The 20,356-nt window shown below is 57.4% G+C and carries 13 protein-coding genes and 1 tRNA gene; 6 read left to right on the top strand and 8 right to left on the bottom strand.

Going from position 1 to position 20,356, the window contains the following annotated elements; genetic code table 11:
- Positions 1-805: 805 nt before the first annotated feature.
- The gene (gene tkt / locus ACGY09_RS09200; protein WP_397571312.1) at positions 806-2,845 is read left to right on the top strand and encodes a transketolase; all 2,040 of its coding nucleotides are present in this window, start codon (positions 806-808) and stop codon (positions 2,843-2,845) included.
- Positions 2,846-3,176: 331 nt separating this feature from the next.
- Here the strand turns inward: tkt and ACGY09_RS09195 are convergent, their stop codons facing one another.
- Together ACGY09_RS09195 and ACGY09_RS09190 are read right to left on the bottom strand one after the other, a co-directional pair.
- The gene (locus tag ACGY09_RS09195; protein ID WP_397571311.1) at positions 3,177-3,485 is read right to left on the bottom strand and encodes a DUF167 domain-containing protein; all 309 of its coding nucleotides are present in this window, start codon (positions 3,483-3,485) and stop codon (positions 3,177-3,179) included.
- A gap of 119 nt (positions 3,486-3,604) precedes the next feature.
- Positions 3,605-3,844 carry a small basic protein gene (locus tag ACGY09_RS09190; RefSeq protein ID WP_373650563.1) on the bottom strand — a complete coding sequence of 80 codons (240 nt, stop codon included), beginning with the start codon at positions 3,842-3,844 and terminating at the stop codon, positions 3,605-3,607.
- 258 nt (positions 3,845-4,102) lie between these two features.
- Here ACGY09_RS09190 and ACGY09_RS09185 point away from each other — a divergent pair.
- Positions 4,103-4,173: transfer RNA gene (locus ACGY09_RS09185), tRNA-Gln, on the top strand.
- 925 nt (positions 4,174-5,098) lie between these two features.
- The gene (locus ACGY09_RS09180) at positions 5,099-6,058 is read left to right on the top strand and encodes a DUF1571 domain-containing protein (protein ID WP_397571310.1); all 960 of its coding nucleotides are present in this window, start codon (positions 5,099-5,101) and stop codon (positions 6,056-6,058) included.
- Positions 6,059-6,228: 170 nt separating this feature from the next.
- Here ACGY09_RS09180 and aroE read toward each other — a convergent pair whose 3' ends face one another.
- From aroE to ACGY09_RS09155, 5 genes are all read right to left on the bottom strand, one after another.
- Positions 6,229-7,707: a shikimate dehydrogenase gene (aroE, locus tag ACGY09_RS09175; RefSeq protein ID WP_373650589.1), complete on the bottom strand. Its 1,479-nt coding sequence runs from the start codon at positions 7,705-7,707 to the stop codon at positions 6,229-6,231.
- Between the two features lie 105 nt (positions 7,708-7,812).
- Positions 7,813-9,849 (bottom strand): DNA mismatch repair endonuclease MutL, encoded by a 2,037-nt coding sequence (gene mutL / locus ACGY09_RS09170; protein WP_397571309.1) that lies wholly within the window; start codon positions 9,847-9,849, stop codon positions 7,813-7,815.
- Between the two features lie 469 nt (positions 9,850-10,318).
- A complete protein-coding gene (locus ACGY09_RS09165; protein ID WP_397571308.1) occupies positions 10,319-12,769 on the bottom strand; it encodes a hypothetical protein in 2,451 nt (816 codons plus the stop codon).
- A gap of 132 nt (positions 12,770-12,901) precedes the next feature.
- A complete protein-coding gene (locus tag ACGY09_RS09160; RefSeq protein WP_373650592.1) occupies positions 12,902-13,684 on the bottom strand; it encodes an SDR family NAD(P)-dependent oxidoreductase in 783 nt (260 codons plus the stop codon).
- 259 nt (positions 13,685-13,943) lie between these two features.
- Positions 13,944-14,477 (bottom strand): thioredoxin family protein, encoded by a 534-nt coding sequence (locus ACGY09_RS09155; protein ID WP_397571307.1) that lies wholly within the window; start codon positions 14,475-14,477, stop codon positions 13,944-13,946.
- 184 nt (positions 14,478-14,661) lie between these two features.
- On the opposite strand from ACGY09_RS09155, the gene ACGY09_RS09150 reads away from it, so the two are divergent.
- The 3 genes from ACGY09_RS09150 to ACGY09_RS09140 all read left to right on the top strand — a co-directional run bounded on the left by ACGY09_RS09150 (position 14,662) and on the right by ACGY09_RS09140 (position 19,804).
- The gene (locus ACGY09_RS09150) at positions 14,662-14,913 is read left to right on the top strand and encodes a VF530 family DNA-binding protein (protein WP_397571306.1); all 252 of its coding nucleotides are present in this window, start codon (positions 14,662-14,664) and stop codon (positions 14,911-14,913) included.
- Between the two features lie 228 nt (positions 14,914-15,141).
- Positions 15,142-16,407 (top strand): exonuclease SbcCD subunit D, encoded by a 1,266-nt coding sequence (locus tag ACGY09_RS09145; RefSeq protein WP_397571305.1) that lies wholly within the window; start codon positions 15,142-15,144, stop codon positions 16,405-16,407.
- A gap of 241 nt (positions 16,408-16,648) precedes the next feature.
- Positions 16,649-19,804: an AAA family ATPase gene (locus ACGY09_RS09140; RefSeq protein WP_397571304.1), complete on the top strand. Its 3,156-nt coding sequence runs from the start codon at positions 16,649-16,651 to the stop codon at positions 19,802-19,804.
- Positions 19,805-20,078: 274 nt separating this feature from the next.
- Here the strand turns inward: ACGY09_RS09140 and ACGY09_RS09135 are convergent, their stop codons facing one another.
- Positions 20,079-20,177 carry a 50S ribosomal protein bL37 gene (locus ACGY09_RS09135; RefSeq protein WP_373650597.1) on the bottom strand — a complete coding sequence of 33 codons (99 nt, stop codon included), beginning with the start codon at positions 20,175-20,177 and terminating at the stop codon, positions 20,079-20,081.
- Positions 20,178-20,356: the final 179 nt, after the last annotated feature.

The raw sequence follows: 20,356 nt of genomic DNA, 5'->3' as shown, positions 1-20,356 counted from the left end.
GTCTTCAGCTCATCTCTGAACAGCCCGGACGAATTGTTCATCGGATGTTGAGTCGCGTCCGATGTCGCCCGAAAGAGGGGAAGCCTGTCGCACCGTCAGCCCTTCCAAAGGTTCCACGCCGGCTACTCTCAGCAGGGTATTGCAAGTCATTTCAGCTGGTAACGGGCGGCAACGCGTGTACGTCGTGATGCTTCTTCCTGTCGACTTGTGGGTCGTGAAGGGGGCTTACGCGTCGGCGTCCGGGGGCTCTGGTCATCAAGGTCTGCTCCCGAAACCAAAAGTGTGTCGAGATTGATCAGCCCGCAGGCGATCTTTCTTTAAATGCTGTCTGAGACGTTAGTAAGGGCATGTTTCGGAAAATGTTTCTTAACTTTGAAAATTTCTAAAGGGCTCGAATTTGTCGCTGGGTTTCGTCTTCGAGGAGTGAAACGCGTGTTCAAAACCGTGGAAAACTTACACCCCTTTGGGAAACAAATTTTCCACACATGGACACGAGTTGGTGGGCAATCGCTCAGTAGCCATGGAAGCGTTTTGAGTGTCCCGACCTGTGGGGAAGGGGCTGAAAAGGTTGTCACCCATAAGTGATTTACAATTGATCATTTTCCTGTTTCGCACGTCCGAAGTGTGGGGGATTGCTCTTCCCTATATCGTTTGTCACAATTCTGCCTCTTTCGGGGAACGGGGACCGTGAAATGCGGCCGTGTTGCCTCGTCTTGCTGTATTCCGGTCGTAGTCCGGTGCGGCCTCCAATTTGCCACATTTCAGACGCCCCGCGGGGTGAACTTAGACTGCAAAGAGCTATTCCATGACTGAATCGAAACCGGCTTGCACAAAAAACCTGGATCTTCTTTGTGTCAATGCACTCCGTTTTCTGGCCGTAGATATGGTCCAGAAAGCCAACTCGGGGCATCCCGGCCTTCCTCTGGGGGCCGCATCAATGGCCTACGCCCTCTGGGATCGGTCGCTGAAGCAGAATCCCGCGGATCCACAATGGCCGGATCGTGACCGGTTTATCCTGTCTGCAGGGCATGGGTCGGCACTTCTTTATGCCCTGCTGCATGTCAACGGGTTTGATTTGTCGATCGACGAACTGAAACGATTCCGTCAGTGGGAAAGCAAGACCCCCGGGCATCCTGAGTATCACCTGACTCCCGGAGTGGAAGCGACAACCGGCCCGCTCGGTCAGGGTTTTGCGAATGCGGTGGGGATGGCCATCGCCGAGGCCTCGCTGGCCGCTCAGTTCAATCGTCCTGGTCATACGATCGTGGATCACTACACGTACGTGCTGGCCAGTGACGGCGATCTTCAGGAAGGAATTTCGTCAGAAGCAGGGTCAGCGGCCGGCCATCTCAAGTTGGGCAAGTTGATCGTGTTGTACGATGACAACGAGATCACCATTGAAGGAAGTACGGATATCGCCTTCACCGAAGACCGCATGGGTCGATTCGCCGCCTTTGGCTGGCACGTTCAGAAGGTCGAGGACGGTAATGATCTCGACGCCATCTCGGCGGCCTTGCAGAAGGCCCGCGAAGTGACCGACAAACCGTCGCTCATTCAAGTCCGAACACAGATTGGATTCGGCAGCCCGAATAAGCAGGGGACGGCAGGGGTCCACGGTGAGCCTCTCGGTGCTGAAGAAGTGCGTCTGACAAAAGAGGCGTTGGGCTGGCCAGTTGAGCCTGCCTTCCATGTTCCCGCAGAAGCGGCCAACCACTTCCGGGAAACGGCCAAGCGAGGTGCCGCCGCTCAGGAAGAGTGGAACGCCCGCTTCAAAGAATACGCGAAGGCTTTCCCGGAGTTGGCGGCCGAGTATCAGCGAGTCCTGGCAGGGGAGCTTCCCAAGTCGTGGGAAACCAAGCTGCCGACATTCTCGCCTGCTGATGGCCAGATCGCCACCCGCGTGGCGTCCGGTAAGACGATTGCCGCAATCGGCGCTGCGGTGCCTGAGCTGATCGGTGGTTCCGCGGACCTCGCACCCAGTACGCATACCTATCGCAAGGGGGGCGGAGAATTCGAGCCCGGCAACTTCGCGGGCAAGAATATGCACTTCGGGATTCGTGAGCACGGCATGGGGGCCATTTTGAATGGTATGGCCCTGCATAAGGGGATGATTCCCTACGGTGGGACATTCCTTGTCTTCAGCGACTACATGCGGCCACCCATTCGTCTGGCGGCCCTGAATGGTCTGCGCGTGATCTATGTCTTCACGCACGACAGTATCGCCATGGGCGAAGATGGGCCGACTCACCAGCCCGTCGAGCAGCTTGTGGGTCTGCGTTCGATTCCCGGGCTGGTTGTTCTGCGACCGGCTGACGCGAACGAAACGGTCGCTGCCTGGCGTGTTGCTGTTGAAAAGAAGGATGGTCCAGTCGCGTTGATTCTCACTCGGCAGGGGCTCCCTATTCTCGACCTGGGCAAGTATCCGAAACTCACTTCCGGAGTCGGGCAGGGGGCTTACGTCCTCTCCGAGACCGCGTCGTCCGCAAAGCCGGACCTGATTCTGGTTGCAACCGGATCGGAAGTTCACCTTGCCCTTGAAAGCCAGGCGCGGCTCGCGAGTGAAGGGGTTCAGGCTCGCGTGGTGAGTATGCCGAGCACGGACCTGTTTGCTCAGCAGTCGGCGGAATACAAAGAGTCGGTCTTGCCGACCGGGGTTCCGCTGCTGGCGATCGAAGCGGGTGGCACTCTCGGCTGGAATTCCTATGTCGGTCCACAGATCGAGGTGATTGGGCTCAACTCGTTTGGGGCCTCTGCACCCGGGGGAGAAATTCTCCGCCGCTTCGGTTTCACTGTGGACAATGTTTGTGAAAAAGCGCGCGGCGTGATCGCCGGGGCGAAGGCGTAACCGACAGTGGAAACGCGAGGGGGGCTGCTCAGTCAGCCCCCTTTTTTTATGCGCGCGATCTTTCGCTGGCTGCCCGAAGTCGGCAATGAATTCAATCCCGACCGTTACGGTGCGGGCGTGTAGAGGGGAGCTCATTCTCAGGCAGTGCGGCTCGTGTCCGATCACTCGCTGGGATGTCAGGCCGCCGGTGAGAGGGGGCGGTGCAATCTCCTCGCTCGAACCAGGACTTGAACTCCCTGGCTCGATGAATGATCAGGGGTCTGACGTGAGGGTTGGGCACCGGCGGGGCTGAGGAAGGCAATGCCCCTGAGGTCGTAGCGCTGGCGGTCGCTTACTCGGGAAGGCTGCTGAGAAGTCTGGTGATCTGCGACTTCAGTTCCTGAGGGTCGATGTCGCTGACCAGAAATTTTTTCAGCGCGGAGGTGGGGCCGCTGACTAATTGAATCTGGCTTTTCCGGATTCCGAGTGAGTCGGCGAGGACCTTGGTGATTGCCGCGTTGGCTTTCCCTTTTTCAGGGGCCTGGCTGACCGCCACTTTCAGTGCCCCATCGTGAACACCCGTGATTCCGTTTCGGCGTGCGCCCGGGTGTGCTTTTACGGGAATAATGACGCCGTGCTCAGAGGGGGCCAGTTCGATCAAATGAAGCCTCGCGCGCTACAAACGAACTCAGACGGTCAGCAAAAATTTACTGACCGTCTGAGAAGTTGCTTCAGATTTTCGTGGAGACGAAGTGGCATCGCGAGAAGCAGTCGGGAAGACTACTTCTTCTTGGCGGCCTTCTTCTTGTCGTCCTTCTTTCCATCGCCTTCGGCGGCTTTCTTCTTCTTTTTCTTGCCGACAACCAGGCGAACGACGCGCAGTTTTGGAAGACCGAATGGGCTCGTTCCGTCCGCCCAGCGTTCATCGGTTTGCATTTGAGTGATACGTTCGTCGCGGGACAACACACTGCGAAGGCGAGCCAGACGCCCCTTCCGCTTCAAACTCTTGTCGATAGTCACAGCAAATTACTCCCGCCACACTGGCGATCTAAATTGAGCATACGATGCTTGAATACCCGGATGAAAGCACGCTCGACCCTGGACAGGGAGCCGCCATACGGGGGACACATCGTAGTAGGATGCCACTCGGGTTTCAAGGCGCGTTTAAGCCGAAATGTCGGCCGGGGGGATTATTGAAACAATCCGGCAGGCAAGTCAGTTTCCACACACACCTCCCCTTGCCACTCCCCCGATCGATTCGATAGATTACCGCCTCCTTACCCGATAGTGTAACGGTAGCACAACAGATTTTGGTTCTGTTTGTCCAGGTTCGAATCCTGGTCGGGTAATCTCTTTAAGTTGCTTCTCTTACGCGGCTTACAATCTTCGATCCGCGGTCGCCGGTTGAGATCACCTGATCTTCTGGTGCTGCTGATTGGTTCGCTTGAGCAACCTGTCTCAGCTTTTGTCTTTACTTCTTCTGACCGTCAACGCTGGTCCGATTTTTTACTTCGTCTACCCCCCCTTCCGCGTGTGATTTAATCTCGTTCCGGAAGCGTTCACCGGTCGCTGATATTGAGACAGGAAAATGAAGTCCGGCGGTCTTTGCCGTTTCTTTTCTGTCTGGGGCGTTGGCGAAAGGGGACGGCCTCTCACGACGATGTCTGGCCACGGCAATGTCCCGCGTTCCTACGCCAGCCCGTCTCGCGCCTGACAGCCGAAGCGTCCCGGAATGGGGTGCGGGTCTCTGACGCGTGCCTGTAGAGAGGCGTAGCGCGCGGCTCTCGGGCAGCGGGAGGCCGTTCTCTCCCTTACGTCTGTCCTCGAAGTGCTGTCATCGGGCTGCGGGCTCAGCTCAACATTCGGTTGCCGGTTTCCAGCGAACCCAGCCCGATCATCGCAGCCGATTGTAACTCATTGTCGGTACGTACCCGTCCACGCCTGTTTTTCCTTATCGGAAATACCGACGGTTGTCGGAATCGGTTGTCGCAATCGCAGGAGGCCGGCAGAATACGATTGCAGTCGAGGGACGATGTTGTCGTTCTGCATCAACGCGGCAGGCGTCACCTTTCCGGCAGCGGGATCACCATCGCTCGTTACGGAATGAGTCAGGTCGATGTCGGTTTCTTTTCTGAAATTGGCGAAATACGGCTCGGCAATCCCTTGTCTTCACTGCACAATAGGAATGGGGCTAACCTTGTGTGAATGGATGCTGTCCACCAGTGACGAATGGAGTGAACGTCTGGTGTTGCGGGATTTGGGGGAGCGAATTCAATGAGTTATGTGAGCGGATACGCCATGCGGCTTGTTGGTTGCCTGGCCCTGGGAGCGGGCGGACTGTACGTCTTCGGATCGATTCTTCCTCTCCCATTGACGTCGCATCCCATCGTCGCAAGGAAGCCGCTTCTGCCTGCGATTGAGCAGGATCTGTCGTCCGCTGCACCGGCGGATGTGGCACAGGATGGTGGTGGCGACGGCACTGCATCGCCGATCCTAGCGGAGGAGTCGGCCGAGTCCTCCGCGACGTCAACGCTTCGCCGGAAGATTGAACTTCTGGATCGAGGTCTGGCCTGGCTGCAGCAACTGAAGGACTACACCGTGACGCTTCAAAAGCAGGAAGTCGTCAACGGAGTGTTGCTGGACGAACAGACGATCTCGATCAAATGCCGGCACAATCCCTTCAGTGTTTACCTGGCCTGGCATAGTGGATTCGCTGGCCGCGAAGTGATCTACGTTCAGGGGCAGAACAGCGGCAACATGGTGGTTCACGAGGGGGGCTGGAAATCACGTATTCCCGCGCTGTCGCTCCCCACCGACGGACTTCTGGCCATGCGCGACGCTCGTTATCCCGTCACCATGGCGGGACTCATGGGACTGATCGAGATCATGCGCGGCGTGCATGCGAATGATCTCGCCAGTGCAAACTATGTCTCCTGCGAAGTCGACGAACATCGGCAATTTGACGGGCGTCCCTGCTCGATGTTCACCACGCGCTACCAATCGCGTATCGGGTCCCCCGTCTATCGTAAATCAATTACGCTCATCGATCACGAATGGAGTGTACCGCTGCATTCGCGCCACTTCGAATGGTTGAACTCGGGTGCAGTCATGGATGAAGAGCAGTTGGACGAAGCGACGTTGATCGAGTGCTACTCTTTCACCGGATTGAATATCGACTGCGGCCTGACTGATTTCGATTTCGACCGTACGAACCCCGAGTACCAGTTCCGCTGAACGGCGGCAGAAGCAAAACCAGCTATCGGTCAGACAAGCGCCCTTGCGGCGCTGTCTGATCGGTGGAAATCATACCGAAACGGGCTTGCTCATCCCGCTCCCCACTCTGGTCGATCGCGGGTCGATCGCGCGAGAAGCGTCGGAATGATCCGATCGAGGATGCTACCGAACTATGCACGCGCCGCAGAGATGCCGCGTCGCAGCGTTTCCCGCAGTTCGTCCAGTGAAGCGGGCTGGCCTGTAAAAAGTTCGAACTGGGCCGCAGCCTGGCGAACGAACATTTCCACTCCTGTGACGACGGTGCAGCCGCGGGCCTTGGCCTGTTTCACGAGCAGGGTGTTTTCAGGAGTGTAGATCGTGTCGAACACGATCATGCCGTCACGCATCCAGTGATCAAAAAAGGGTGTTTCATCCAAATTGGGAAACATCCCGACGGGGGTGCAATTGATCAGAATGTCCGCGTATTCGGCCCCGCGATTTTCCCACGTGACATGACGGCAATTGAGTTCCCCGGCCAGGACCTTTGCTCGTGATGCAGTCCGGTTGCAAACCACAAGTGCGCCCCCAGCCTTGACGATCCCCATTCCGATGGCGCGTGCGGCACCGCCGGATCCGAGCATGAGGACGCGTTTTCCCTCGAGCGTTTCACCCGGTCGCAGAGCGAGCTTCACGCTCTCGAGTGCGGCTGTGTAGTCGGTGTTGGACGAGACCCATTGCTGGTCCTTACCGCGGTACAGCGTGTTGACGGCACCGATCTGCTGGACGAATTCTTCGCACTTGGGAAACTTGGCCAGCACTGCTTCTTTATGAGGAATCGTGACGCTGAGGCCGCGGAAGTCGAGGGCATCCAGGTCCGCCAGTCCTTGAGTGAGCTGGTCGCGGGCAATCCGGATGGGGACATAGACGCCGTTGAAGCCGATTTTCCGCATCATACGGTTATGCAGCAGGGGGCTCAGACTGTGCCCGATCGGGTCGCCGATCACGCCGAACAACTGCGTCTGCGCGTTGATCGATTCGTAGAAGTACGTCTCCTGCATGTCCTGGAAAGAGAGCTGACCCGGGGCAATTTCACGATCGGGGCTGAATGCCGCGTACGAGAAGGGGGCGCCCAGCTTTGCACAAACAACGCGACTCCAGACGCCGAACTCACCCATACAGAACGCGACCGTCGGAACCTTGGCGTTCTTCACCAGCTTCAGCACACGAGCACAATCACTGGGGGAACTGGCGAGAGTGACCAGCTTGATGATGTCGGGATTCATCTCGGCCATGTTGGCCCAGATTTCCTCCACATTTTCGGGAGTTCCCTTGAAATCGTGATGGCTGACGATTCGCTTGGTCTTGCCGTATCGCGGGATGGACTTGGCAATATCGTCTTCCAGATCGACATAGTCCGCGCCCGAGATGATGGCGGTTCGAAGCAGCAACTGCCGTTCTTCTTCGGTCCCTCGCCACTTTCCGCCGTCCTGGGCTCGCCGGCAGGTGAGGACCACCGGTGTCGGTCGATCTTTCAGCAGGCGAGGAATATCGGGTTGCCGCGAAAGCCAGTCGACACGCAGTTCGACGAGCTTAGCACCTCGTTCGGACAGGGCTTGATGTTCAGCCTGCATCATTCGATGTCGCGTGCGGGCGATGGACACACAAATCATTTCAGGTGCAATTCCAATTTCTTCGGGCGGTCGTCAGCGGGTGAACCCTGCGAGCCCGTCTCCGCATCAGCTTCCACGGGGGAACTGTTGGGTAACGGCGACGCCCTATCCAAGTCGTCCAAACTGGCGATCCAGTTCCATGCGGCTGAGCGACAGCGCCGTCGGTCGCCCATGGGGGCAATGGTGTGCGTCGTCAACCAGATGTCGCTGCATCAACAAACTATCAATCTCTTCCTGTGACAGTCGCTGTCCCGCCTTCACGGCTGCTTTACAGGACATCATGTGCAACAGTTCGTCGAGAATATCGCGTCGCGCCGAGGATTGCACCCCGGCTGATCCTCCGTCCTCCAGCTTCGCGATCATCTCACGAATCAATTCCTGCAAGTCGAGCTTTCTCAGCATTGCGGGATAACTGGTGACGATCAAGGTCCCATTTCCGAAATCTTCCAGTCCCAGTCCCGCCCGTTGCAGTGACTCATTCTGTTCCAGCAGAAGTGCCGCCTCACGCGGCGTCACTTCGACCGGCTGTGGGACGAGCAGTCGCTGAGATTCGACGGCACCGGCGAGAACTCGTGTCCGCAGGTGTTCGTACATGATTCGTTCGTGCAGAGCATGCTGATCGATCACCGTGACTCCTTCGGGAGTTTCCACGATGAGATAACAGTCGTGTACCTGCATCGCACGATGAGCCGAAGCGTAAGGAAGGGACTTGATCGTCTCCCTCACCGCCTCGATCGCCGCACTTTGTCCCATCGCGGCAGGTACCTCCTCAGAGATCGACCGAAACTCGGGTTCTGTTTCGTCCGATCCCGCAAGCGGCAACGTGTGCTGCGGGTCCACTGCATGGGCGACGGCGACGGTCTCAGCGGAGTCGAAAAGATTTCCCGTGCGAGATCCTTCGGATGTGCGGCCAATCATCCAGGGCTCGGCCAGCGCAGGTGCCCCCGGTGAAGCATACGTGGTCGACGCAAACCCGGTTGCTGCCGCTGCCGTGCTGCTGTCACCCGGGACGATTTTTTCTGCCAGCCAACTGGAGATCTGCTCGGTCAGCTCGCGCTGCTCCGTCCGAACCCTCGGTTCCGGCGGTGTAAATCCGGAGAGTAATCCTCCGTTCGACTCCGTTGTGGCAGGAAGCCTTAGCTGACTCTGCAGATCCATGCTCAAGAACTTGGATCGCACCATCGACAGGAGTTGTCGAAATAACTGCTGACTGTCCTGAAACCGAACTTCGACTTTCGTCGGGTGAACGTTGACATCGACCCGGTCGGGGGGAAGCTCGATATACAGAAACGCGACCGGTTGACGTCCCACCATCAACAGACCCCGGTAGGCCTCGGTCAGGGCATGCAGCAGGGAACGGTCAGTAATCCAGCGACCGTTAAGAAAAATGTACTGGTGTTTGCGTGACGACTTGGACTGATTCGGGTGACCGACATAGCCCCACATCCGAACGTCAGACTGGGTCGACTCGACGGAAATCAGATCGTCAGTGATTTCTCCACCGAAAAAGAGCCGGAGACGATCGATCGGGCGGTCCGAGGCGGGAAGTTCCGCGACGAGCTTGTCGTTGTGACGCAGCACCATGTGGAGGCGAGGGTTGGCCAGGGCGACACGCGTGAACTGTTCATGGATGTGACCGAACTCGGTCGACATCGTTTTAAGAAACTTGCGTCGAACGGGTGTGTTCTCGAACAGGTTTCGTATTTCGATTTGCGTTCCCAGGGGGCACCCGCACGGCTTGGGAAGAACGATATCACCCAGATTAACTGTCAGTTCCATCCCATGGGTCTGGTCCGCCTGGCGCGACCGGATACGCAGCCGACTCACCTCGGCGACGGAGGCGAGGGCTTCTCCCCGGAACCCCATGGTCTGCACGCCGAACAGGTCGTCAGCCTGACGAATTTTGCTGGTCGCATGTGACGCGACTGCCAGCAACAGGTCGTCAGGGTGGATTCCTTCTCCGTCATCCACAATCCGGATCAGTTCACTGCCGCCGGCCACGATATCGACTTCGATCCGGGTGGAGAGCGCATCAACGCTGTTCTCCAGCAGTTCTTTGACCACGCTGGCCGGTCGTTCAATGACTTCTCCGGCGGCGATCTTATTGATTACGCTCGTCGAGAGTTGCTGAATCCGAGACATCAAAAACCGATCCGTGGAACAAAGCGGAAAAGCGGCCCGAGGGCTTGGGGGAATGCGGTTTAATCACCCTGCGTTACGATGCCAGGAAGAGACCCGTCGAGAAGCGAGGACCGTTCCTCGTTCCGTGACCCTCCCCCGAGGCGGGCGAATCCTGCGCTGAATGAAAGTCACTGCGGTCAGTCAGGATAACGCGACGCAGAGGATTCTCGTAGGGTTCAGATTGTTTCGGAAGGCTGGATCCGGCCCCTTTCCACCCAGGATGACGTGCAAAACGTATTATCCTTACTGATGTCAAAAATTTACGAACGATTCCGACAATTCTGTTGTTGCTGCCGAATATCAAGTCGATCGATCGACCGGATTGGATTTGAGCAGGCCGTCATCCGTAAGTGCTAATTCAAACAATCGTTTGTGCCGTTCAGCCCACGTAATGGATGGACCGTGCCAGGGGCAATCGAGGCCGCAGCTCTCAGACCAGCTTCCAGCGTTTTCGCAGCAACCATTCGGCCGTCAGCAGCAGCGTGATCAGCGTAAAAAATTCCCAGCGGTTCCAGATCGGAATCGGTTCGTCGGTTTCCAGGGGGACAGGCGTTCCCCGGGGAACCTCGGAGGTCAGCTTGTCGACATCCTCGAGAGTGTAAAGCCGACCGTGACTGGTGGTGGCTGCCAGCTTCAGGTCCGCCTTGTCGAGGCCTCGTCGCAGCATTTCGCGCTGAGGGACTTCCACTCGGAAATCGACGGAAGGGGGGGCCTCGTTGAAGGCGGGTTGCGAGACCCAGCCATGATAGCTTCCTTCGCCCAGTCGTGTGAGCTGGCCTTCGAACGCTGTGGGGAGGTCACGCAGGCGCGTCAGATTTACCGTCTGACGGCCTTCTCCTTTTTGTTCGACGATCACACTGACTCCGTCCGGATTTGTCGGCAGGAATTTTTCGTCAACGAATTTCACCCGGAGAGTCACTGGCTGGCCGCGCTGGTAGACGAGTTGATCGACTGTCAGTTCTGCTGTGCGGTCCTTGCCGATGAGCTTACTGCGACTGAGATAGCGAATGGCCTGAATCCAGTAGCGGCCGAAGTAAACATCGCCTACACGGAACCTCCAGCGCCAGGTTTCGTCCGTCGCATGGAACAGCACTTTCCCTGCAGCCGCTTGCTGCATCAGGATGACGGGCAGCTTCACATTGGCGATGCTGCTGTTTCGGGTGGGGTGTTCCGCAAAAATCCGGGCACCCGGCTTCGGTTTTGTCAGGTCGACCAGCCAGGTGAAGTTGGGCAGGCTGTTCCAGATTTTCAGGCTGTCAACGTCACTGTTACCAAGCCGGAACAGGCTGTTCCCTTTCTGTCCTTCCAGCGTCAGGACGGGGTGGAAGGTGTCCGTTGCGTCCTCCGCAGGAAGTTTGACCGCAGAAACGAGGAAGGGGAGCAAGTTTTCGATGGGTGTTCCAGCAAACTGGACCGGGTTGTATTGGGGACCTGCGATCAGGATCAGTCCGCCCCCTTTTTCCCAGACGAATTCTCGCACGTTTTCGAGGGCTGCGTTGCCCAGTTGTTTGGGAGCGAGATCGCCCAGGATCAGGACGTCAAATCGAGCGAGGTCTTCCTTCTTCACGGGAAAGTGGGAAACGGCCGTGCGGTCCTCGTCCGTATATTCGACGTCGGCTTCCTGCAGCAGCGTGCTCAGCTCGATCGATTTGTCCCGCTCCAGCAATTGTTTGAGGAAGCGGAATTCATACCGTGGACCGCTATCCGCCAGCAGCACACGAATCTTCTCTTCCCGTACGCTGACATGACGTGTTTCGGAGTTATTGGAACGATTCGACTCTTCAGGCTGCTGAGCAATTTCCAGCACATAATCGAACTCACCTGCCACGCTCGACGCATACGACAGTTCAACTGCGGTGGTCTGTCCGTCCGGCGGAGCCGCGACGTCCTGTTGGGCCAGGACGGTGTTGTCCCCCTCTTTGCGCAGTTGCAGGCTGAGCTTCTTTCCCGCGAATCCAAAGCTGCGCAGTTTGGCTCTGAAGATCATCGGATCGCCGACGAACGCGACGTCATCCACCAGCGTGTCGTAAAGGTAAAGATCCTTCGCGGCGGCTTCACTTCCCAATCCGACGATGTGAAGCTGAACACCCTTGCGTCGAGCGGACTCGGCGACGGTCGACAGTTTGTCGACGTCGGACACACTGGCGACACCATCCGTAAACAGGACAATCGCGGCGGGGGGAACTCCGCGTAGATCGCCCAGGACCTTTTTCACGGCAGGAGCAGGGCGGGTCTGGTCGCCGTCAGGTCGCAGGGTGGTCAGTTCGTGAAGTGCGGCAGAAAAAACTTCGGCTGCGGAAGGGGATTCAGTCGAATCGGGCGCGCCCCCTGTATCAGGTCCGCTCAGGTCACTGGCGTCCAGAGGGTACGCGGTTTCTGCAAATCGGTAGAGCCGAACCTGGTGATCTTGTTGAAGCTCTTTCAGCATTCGCCCCTGGTCTCGCGTCAGCAGTTGCTGTGCGATTGCCAGTCGATGCATGTCGGTACCGGTGTTCTTCGCCAGTTCGTCCACGAGCCGCGTTGACTTTGAACCGGCGGGATACTGGTCCCGTAACGACATACTCGCGGACGAATCGACCATAACAGCGACAATGGGCAGGCCTGTTCGCTCGATCGTCAGGCTGAGTTCAGTCAGCAGAGCCAGGATCAGGGCGAAGACCGCCAGTCTGAGACCTGTCAGCAGGCTCCGGTTGACCCAGCCGACTGAGGTCGCTTCGCGGCGATAAATACTGACCACGAACACAACCACGATGAAGGCACCGACCAGGACCGCCCATTGGGGTTCCGGCCAGTGCCAGTCGAATCTCCACGCTGTCCCTTCGCCCGGTCGAGGAGCACGCAGGCCAAGATACCACGCCAGAAATCGTTGAATTATGTCCATTAACACTGTTGTCGCGTAGGTGTTGGTCACACCGGAGCAGTGTCCGATGTGACCTGGCTGTCATTCAGGGATCCTTGAGCGTACAGAGAATCCCGCCGCGGTACGAGCGGCGGGATTGTGAAGGGGACACGACTACATGGAACCTTCTGCACGGTTGGACCACCAGGGAAGACTGACACCCCCGTCGATGGTGACCGTGCTGCCAGTCATATAGTCAGCGTCGTCACTCAGGATATAAGCCACGCCCTTGCCGATTTCGTCGGGGCGACCCAGTCGCTTCCAGGGAAGGGTCTGAGCGCCGGCGGCGATCTGTTCTTCGGTGAAGAACTTGCGCTCACCCGGTGTGTCGATCCAGCCCGGATGAACAATGTTGACGCGGATGCGGTGCGGTGCGAGTTCGATTGCGGCCGTGCGTGCCATGTGGTCGATCGCGGCCTTTGCCATGTTGTAGGCCATGGCAGTCGGGATGGGGATCACGGCATGGGGCGAACTGATCACCACAATCGAGCCGCCCGAGTTCTGCTTGACCATCTGCAATGCGGCGGCGCGAACACCGTAGAAGGCACCCCACATGCCGACGTCGATGGTTTTACGGAATCCTTCCAGATCCGCTTCGAGCATCAGTTGTCGGTCGGAGTAGACGGCGTTCGAAACGAACAGGTCAAGTTGTCCGAATGCTTTTGCCGTTTCGGCAACCATTTCTTCGACCCGTTCACGATTCGCGACATCCCCCTGAAGGGTGATGGCTTTGCCGCCAAATCCCCGAATCTCCTTGGCCACTTCTTCCGCTTCACCGGCGTGTGAGAAGTAGTTGATGGCGACATTCGCACCGGCCCGACCCAACTCAATCGCGCATCCGCGACCGATTCCTCGAGAAGCCCCGGTAACCAGAACATTCTTCCCCGACAGTTTCATCCCCACAACTCCCAATGCAACAACGAAGCGACGTGACCGGAGTACGTAATTTCTTCCGATCCGGATTGTCGCGGATTATTGCGCGGGATGCGAGAGATGCCACCTTCTTTCATCAAAGGGGCTGTTTTCAGAAACGCCTGACAGCGGGGCCTGTTGATCAGGCAAAGTCCATTGCGAACAGGTGGACCGAGCCCCGCCGAGAAGCCCCCGCGGGATCTCTTCATCGCTAGAGAAGGTTAGTGCCGCCGACATCGCTGCGTCAGCGTTCGAGCGTCGCGGATCCGGCCTGCTGAATTTCGGAACGTTTATCCAGAACGGTCGCGACCGTCTGCTGAAACGCTTTGACGTTCGCGAAGCCTTCGGCCTTGTGGATGAAGTCAGCCTGCGGCGTCAGAAAAACTGTGCTGGGCAGTTTTTCAACGTGCAGCATTTTGACCACTTTCTTTTCTTTGTCGTAATCGAGGTAAACGGGGATAAATTGACTCTCAATCAGAGTCACGATCCGTTTATCGCTGAATGTTTCACGGTCGAGTTTGTGACAGAACGAGCACCAGGTCGCTCCGAAGACAATCATCAGCGGCTTGTTCTGCTCGATCGCAATCTTTTGAGCGGCCTGCAGATTTTTTTGCCACTTCACCTTTGGTGTTGCGACCTTCGACGGGGTTGCGACTTTTGAGGGGGCCGAGACCTTGGATGTCCCCGAGGTCTTGGGGGCGGCATGGGACAGACTTCCCGTGACTCCAACCAGCAGTCCGGCTCTAACGCAGTCCAAGCAGAATGTGCGACGATCCATGGGCCAACCTTCCAGAGTAGTCGGACATCTGTCACTGGCGATCACTACAGATCAATATCGGCGGTTCCGAACGGTTTACTGGCCTCCTTTTCATCGAATCCCGCGACAATTTGCGGTTTTTTCTCATGTTTCCTACGATTTCGGTGAGAGACTGCCTACTTGATTGAACAGATGGACTTGCGTAGTGAACTCGACACACCCCAATGATCCGTTGCATGGTGTAACGCTCGCCGTGATGCTCGAAAGGCTGGAGCGTGAATACGGCTGGGATGGGTTGGCTCAATTCATTCCGGTCCGCTGCTTCCTGTTCGATCCCAGTATGAAATCGAGCTTACGCTTCTTGCGGAAAACGCCCTGGGCTCGTGCCAAGGTCGAAGCGCTCTACCTGCGCACCGTGTCCGACGAAGCCCCAAACGGGGAGAACAACCCGTCCTGATAAACTGGTGGATTTGTGCGTAACGATGCTGATTTGGGGTGTTTCGGGGTTTTCCGATGGTTGTGTCGATAGTACACTCTCGGCTATCCGCGCAGGGACCGCGTGCAGCGTCCTACTGAAGTTCGGTCATCGAAACAGGGGACGCACGGGAGGAATACGCAGGTCAGCGCGGATCAGTTCGACAAACGACAGGTCGAAGACGGTTGTATCGGAAGGGATGCCGTGAGGGTGACAAAACCACTTCGCTTAATTCATGCTGCGAATTTGCAGCTGGACTGCCCTTTGCGTGGACCGGGCACACTGAATGAGGATGTCCGCGAGATCGTGGAACTCGCCACGATCACCGCGTTCGATCGAATCATTGCCAAGTGTCTCGAAAAAGATGTCGAAGGATTGCTCATCACCGGCAACACGTTCGACGCCGGTTATCCCAGTCTCGCCGCAGAAGTCGCTCTTCGCGAAGGCTTCACGCGGCTGGCCGAACGTCAGATTCCCGTCTTCGTGACCCCGGGCCGCATGGACCCCGCTACGGCATGGCAAGAAATCCCCACACTGCCTGAGAATGTCAATCTTCTGCTGGAACCTCGCGAGGCCCCGGTGGAACTGATCGACAAAGGAAGGCTGCTGGCACTTCTCTTGCCCGTCACACCAGAGACATCCATCGAACCGGAAGAGCTGACACGCCTGCTGGGAGATCGGGGGGATCCGCAAAGTGGACGCCCGCTGGTGGTGGGGATGCTGATTTCTGATCGGTCGACCGACCGGCGCGATCGACCGCGGCCGTCGACGACTCGCTTCGCTGCACTGGATTGCCTGCTGTGTCCTGCCGGAACGGACACCGAATCGCTCCCTCTGATTGACGGTCATGTCCTGGCTCAGGCTGCACCGCAGGGAATGAGCGCGAGCGAAACCGGTATCCGTGGCGTGACACTGCTGGAAGTCGACGGTCAGAAGAAGACGAAGCAGATCGCCATTCCCACGGCTCCTGTTCGCTGGGAATCCCTCGTGCAACTGGTGGATCATGTCAACAGCCGTGACGACTTGCTCGAACGGATGGTCGCACAACTGGAGCGACTGCCGCTGATCGAGGGCGAAAATGTCCGGATCATCGACTGGAAGCTCGATCGTGAATCGGGTGACGCACGAGGCTGGGAGACGGACGCGATGGCGGCCGATCTGGCATCGGCACTGACGGAACTGACCGACCAGTACGAAGGGCTGCGGTATGTCCATCGGGTGCGCCCGCTGGAACTGGACCTGACCATTATCGAACCGGCACATCGCGAAGTGTTGACCGAGTATCTGCTGGCGTTGGAACGTCGGGCTCCTGCCAATCCCCAGGCTTTTTCACGCTGGATTACGGAAGCCCGAGTGGAAGAGGTCCTGAAGTCAACCCGGTGGGAAGAATGGGCCGAAGCGATTCCGACCGAGCAGGTGACTCAACTGGCACAGCAACTCGGCTGGAAATGGTGTTCGAATATCGGAAAGAAGTAGTCCGTGACCGACGCCGATCTCCCGGCCCGGTGACAGACGAATTGAAGTGATGAAGAACGATGATTGGAAAGAGAAAACCCAGGCGGCGGCAGCACTCACAGCGGGTGAGGTTCGTCTGAGCGGCCTGAATGAAAACGATGAAACAAGTTTAGAGGTGTAACCCACCTGCGTTGGTTGAGCGAATTCCGTGTAACGCTGCGTCAACACACTGCCTCATTCATCGCCGTGAGAGAAAACACTGATGCGGATCACTGGGATTGAGATCGAACGATTCGGCGTCTGGAAAGATTACCAGCAGCCTTTGAATCGCGAAGGACTGACCGTCTTTTACGGCCCCAACGAAGCGGGTAAGACCACGCTGCTGCGATTCATTCGTGGTGTGCTTTACGGTTTTCCTCCGGACGAACAACTGACGGGCCTCAAGAAAAAAGCACGTCGCGAAGCACAGTCGGGGCTCTTGCGTGTCGAACACCGATCAAACCAGTACGAGATTCGACGAACGGGCTATGGTGAGGATTCCGGCATTCTGTCCGTCAATGGGATCCCCAATGGCGAATCCACCTCCGCCTTCATGGAAGAATTGCTCGCCTCAACAGATGAAAAGCTGTTCGAATCGGTTTTCGCGGTTGGACTTCCCGAACTTCAGCAGTTTGCCACGCTGACCGCCGATCAGGTCGGTGACCATCTTTACGGCATGACCCTGGGACCTCAGGGACGCGTGCTGATGGAACTTCCCAACCGCGCAAACCAGGAACTCAATCGGTTGCTGACTGCCAACGGTGATTCGGTCATCGCACAACTGTTGAAACGTCGCGAAGAACTGTCACGGCAGACGGGAAGCACCGCCCGGCAGCGCGATCGATACCGAGAACTGCTGCGTAAAAAATCGGAACTCGACGAACGGGTGGTCAAGCAGCGGAGTCGGCAGACAGAGCTTCAGGCCAAGATCCGGGGTTACGGGCATCTGGAAAAGGTCCATCCACCCTGGTCGCGCTGCCGGGAATATCGGCATGAACTCAATCAGCTTCCTGACTTCAGCGCCTTTCCTGCGGACGGAGTGACACGCCTTGAGCGGCTTGAAATGGACATCAACTCGGCTGTCCGTTCCCGTGAGTCGCTTTTGGCAGAAGTCTCACAGATCAATCAGAAGCTCGCTTCGATTCGCATTGATCCTGAAATCCGACGGTTCTCTGGGGCCATCCAGATCCTCGTCGAACAGCGGGCCCTGACGAAGGACGTCGAGCCGCGGGTTCACGAACTCGAGGCAGAGGCCGCGAAGCAGCAGCAGGTCTTAAATGGTCTGCTCACGAATCTGGGTTCGCACTGGACGATGGAGCGGCTGGATGCGGTGCAGGATTCTCCGGAAGCCACTGCGCTGTTCATCAAAACGGCTCGTGATTACGAATCGATCGGGACGAAAACCCGTCGGATGCAGCGCCGATATCGCAAGGCAAATGGCCTGAATCGCGACAAGGAAATGGCACTGCGAACGGAACTTCAGGAGCATGGAGTTCCGGCAGAATCCTTGAATGAATCGATCGATGTTGCACAGAAGCGATTCGAGGGACTTGTCGATCTCGGTCGGTGGCATTCCAAAGAGACACAACTCGAACACCAGACCTTCGGGATCGATGAACAACTCGAACGTCTGCACGATCGCCATGGCATCCCCAACTGGATTTATGGAATTCTGGCGTGGTTCACCATCGCCGGATTCGCCCTGTTTGTCGCGGGGGCCTATGCCGCCGTTTATACCGGCTGGCTGGTGGGTCTGATCTTCATCGTCCTGTCGGTTTTCGCCGGGGCCACCGCCTGGGCCTTCCGAACGCACTTTGAGCACCATCTGCAGGAACAGGTCTCTCAACTGCGCGATCAGCGCCGCGAAATTGAGACCAATCGCTGGACCATTCTCCGTCACATTCAGACCTTCATTGATCAGAATGGATTACGTCCCTGGGTCGGGGCGGAAGTGGCACCGCAGCAGTTCGCCAGTGGAGAGCTACTGGCGAAGGCATCACGCCGGACTGCCGATCTGGAACGGGTGCAGCGCGAGTACACCCAGGTGCTGCAGCTCCGGCGCAGGCTGAGTGCATTCCGCGGAAAGTTGCAGATTCAGCAGCGGGAACTCGCAAACGCCCGGAAAAACTGGTGTCAGGCTCTCTCGAACCTTGGTTTGGATGAGACCGTCAATGTCGATGCCGCCATCGAACACTGGAAACAAGTCATCGTCGCCCGCGACCGGCGGAAGAAACATCTCGCGGTTGTGGAGCAGTCTCGCGAAATTCGCCGGTCCTTCGATCGATTCCAGAAGCAGGTCGAAGAGCTGGGCCACCGCATGCAGCGACCGTCGCTGAACTACTCGAATCCGTCCGAAGTGGTCGATCTATGGGAAACGGAGCTGCGAACCGCTCGTGAACTGGTCCATGAACGGTCTCAGCTGCGAAAACTGCATGTTCAACGACGGCGGGAAGCGGTCGACTTTCAGCGCAAGATCGATGTGCTGACCAAGAATCACGATGCCTTGCTGGCGCTGGCTGGTGTGACGCATCGTTCGCAGTTAGAGCATCGGCTGGAATTGATGGAACGGCGGAAGAAAGTCGAATCCCTGCTGGAACAGTCGACGCGCGAGCTCGAGCATCTGGTGCAGTCCAACCCGGACCTGGCTGTCGTTGAAGAAGATCTCTTGAGGTACAACCCCAAGGACGCAGCCGCGCTGATCAAGCAGTTCAATGACGAACATGATGAGCTGGACCGGCTTCTTCAGCAGACATTCGAGCAAATCGGAACGATCAAGCAGGAATCGAAACAGCTCGAACAGGACCGACGCGGCACCCGCATCCGGCGAGAGCTGGCACAGGTCGAATCAGAACTGCATTCGGCATGGCATACCTGGTTCGCCGCGTCGTTGTCGGAAGAAGCGATCGAGGAAGTGGCGGCTCAGTTCGAGCAGGCCAACCAGCCCGAAATGCTGGCAGCCGCAATCCCCTTCCTGCAGAAGCTGACACTCGGCAAGTATCACCACCTCTGGACGCCGCTCGGCCGAAAGCAGCTTTTCGTCGATGATGACAAGAATGAATCACGGCCAGCGGAACGCTTGAGCGGCGGAACGCGCGAGCAATTGTTCCTGTCGATCCGCCTGGCGATGGTGAAAGCCTTTGCGAAGAATGGCATCGATCTGCCGATGGTGCTGGACGATGTGACTGTGAACTTCGACCAGGACCGGTCTGAAGCGGCGGTCGACACGTTACTGGACTTCACACGCGACGGTCAGCAACTGCTGGTCTTCACCAGTCACCTGCACTACGCTCAACTCTTCGAGAAGCGAGGCGTTAAGCCGATCTATCTTCCTTCGCGGCATCCCACGGGGGGAGTCGTTGAAGAGCGTCGAGCCGGGTGAGTGATTGCAGGATTCACGGGCCCGAGATTCGGGTCCTGTACAGGCTGATCTCGTTTGGAACGACCCCTAAAAACGAAAAACAGGAGCGAGGCAGTTATTGCCTTGCTCCTGTTTTTCGTTGTTTCAAGGGGTTTGTCAGCTTTGCGGCCGGTTCGCAGTCAGCACGTCCGCGGTACTCGCCGCAAAACGCACAAAAGTCCGACGCAGCCGAACACCCCGAGTATCAGCCAACCGGGCTTAACCCCCGGTGATGGCAGGCACTACCTCAGTGTGATCACACACCCAGCTTGCGTCGGCGGGCTTTGCGGGCCTTCGAGCTGGCAGGACGTGAACCGTGGTTGGCCTTGTTGACCTTGCGAGTATTCTTCGCCATTTTTGCTTCCTTTGTGTTGAGACGGCGAACAATGCCGCACGTTGTCATTTTGGTTCGAGAAACCGCACCAGAATTTCTGTTCGGTTCCGGCCGAAAGTGGCCAAATATTATACCAGAACAGCCTCGTACACAACGCGGCACCCGAAAGCAGCCTGCGTTCTGTGGAAGCTTGTCCGAGA

The organism is Schlesneria sphaerica, from assembly GCF_044336245.1.
Taxonomy (GTDB): Bacteria; Planctomycetota; Planctomycetia; order Planctomycetales; family Planctomycetaceae; genus Schlesneria; species Schlesneria sphaerica.
The sequence above is the reverse complement of the archived record's forward strand: the minus strand, read 5'-3'. Positions and strand labels throughout refer to the sequence as shown.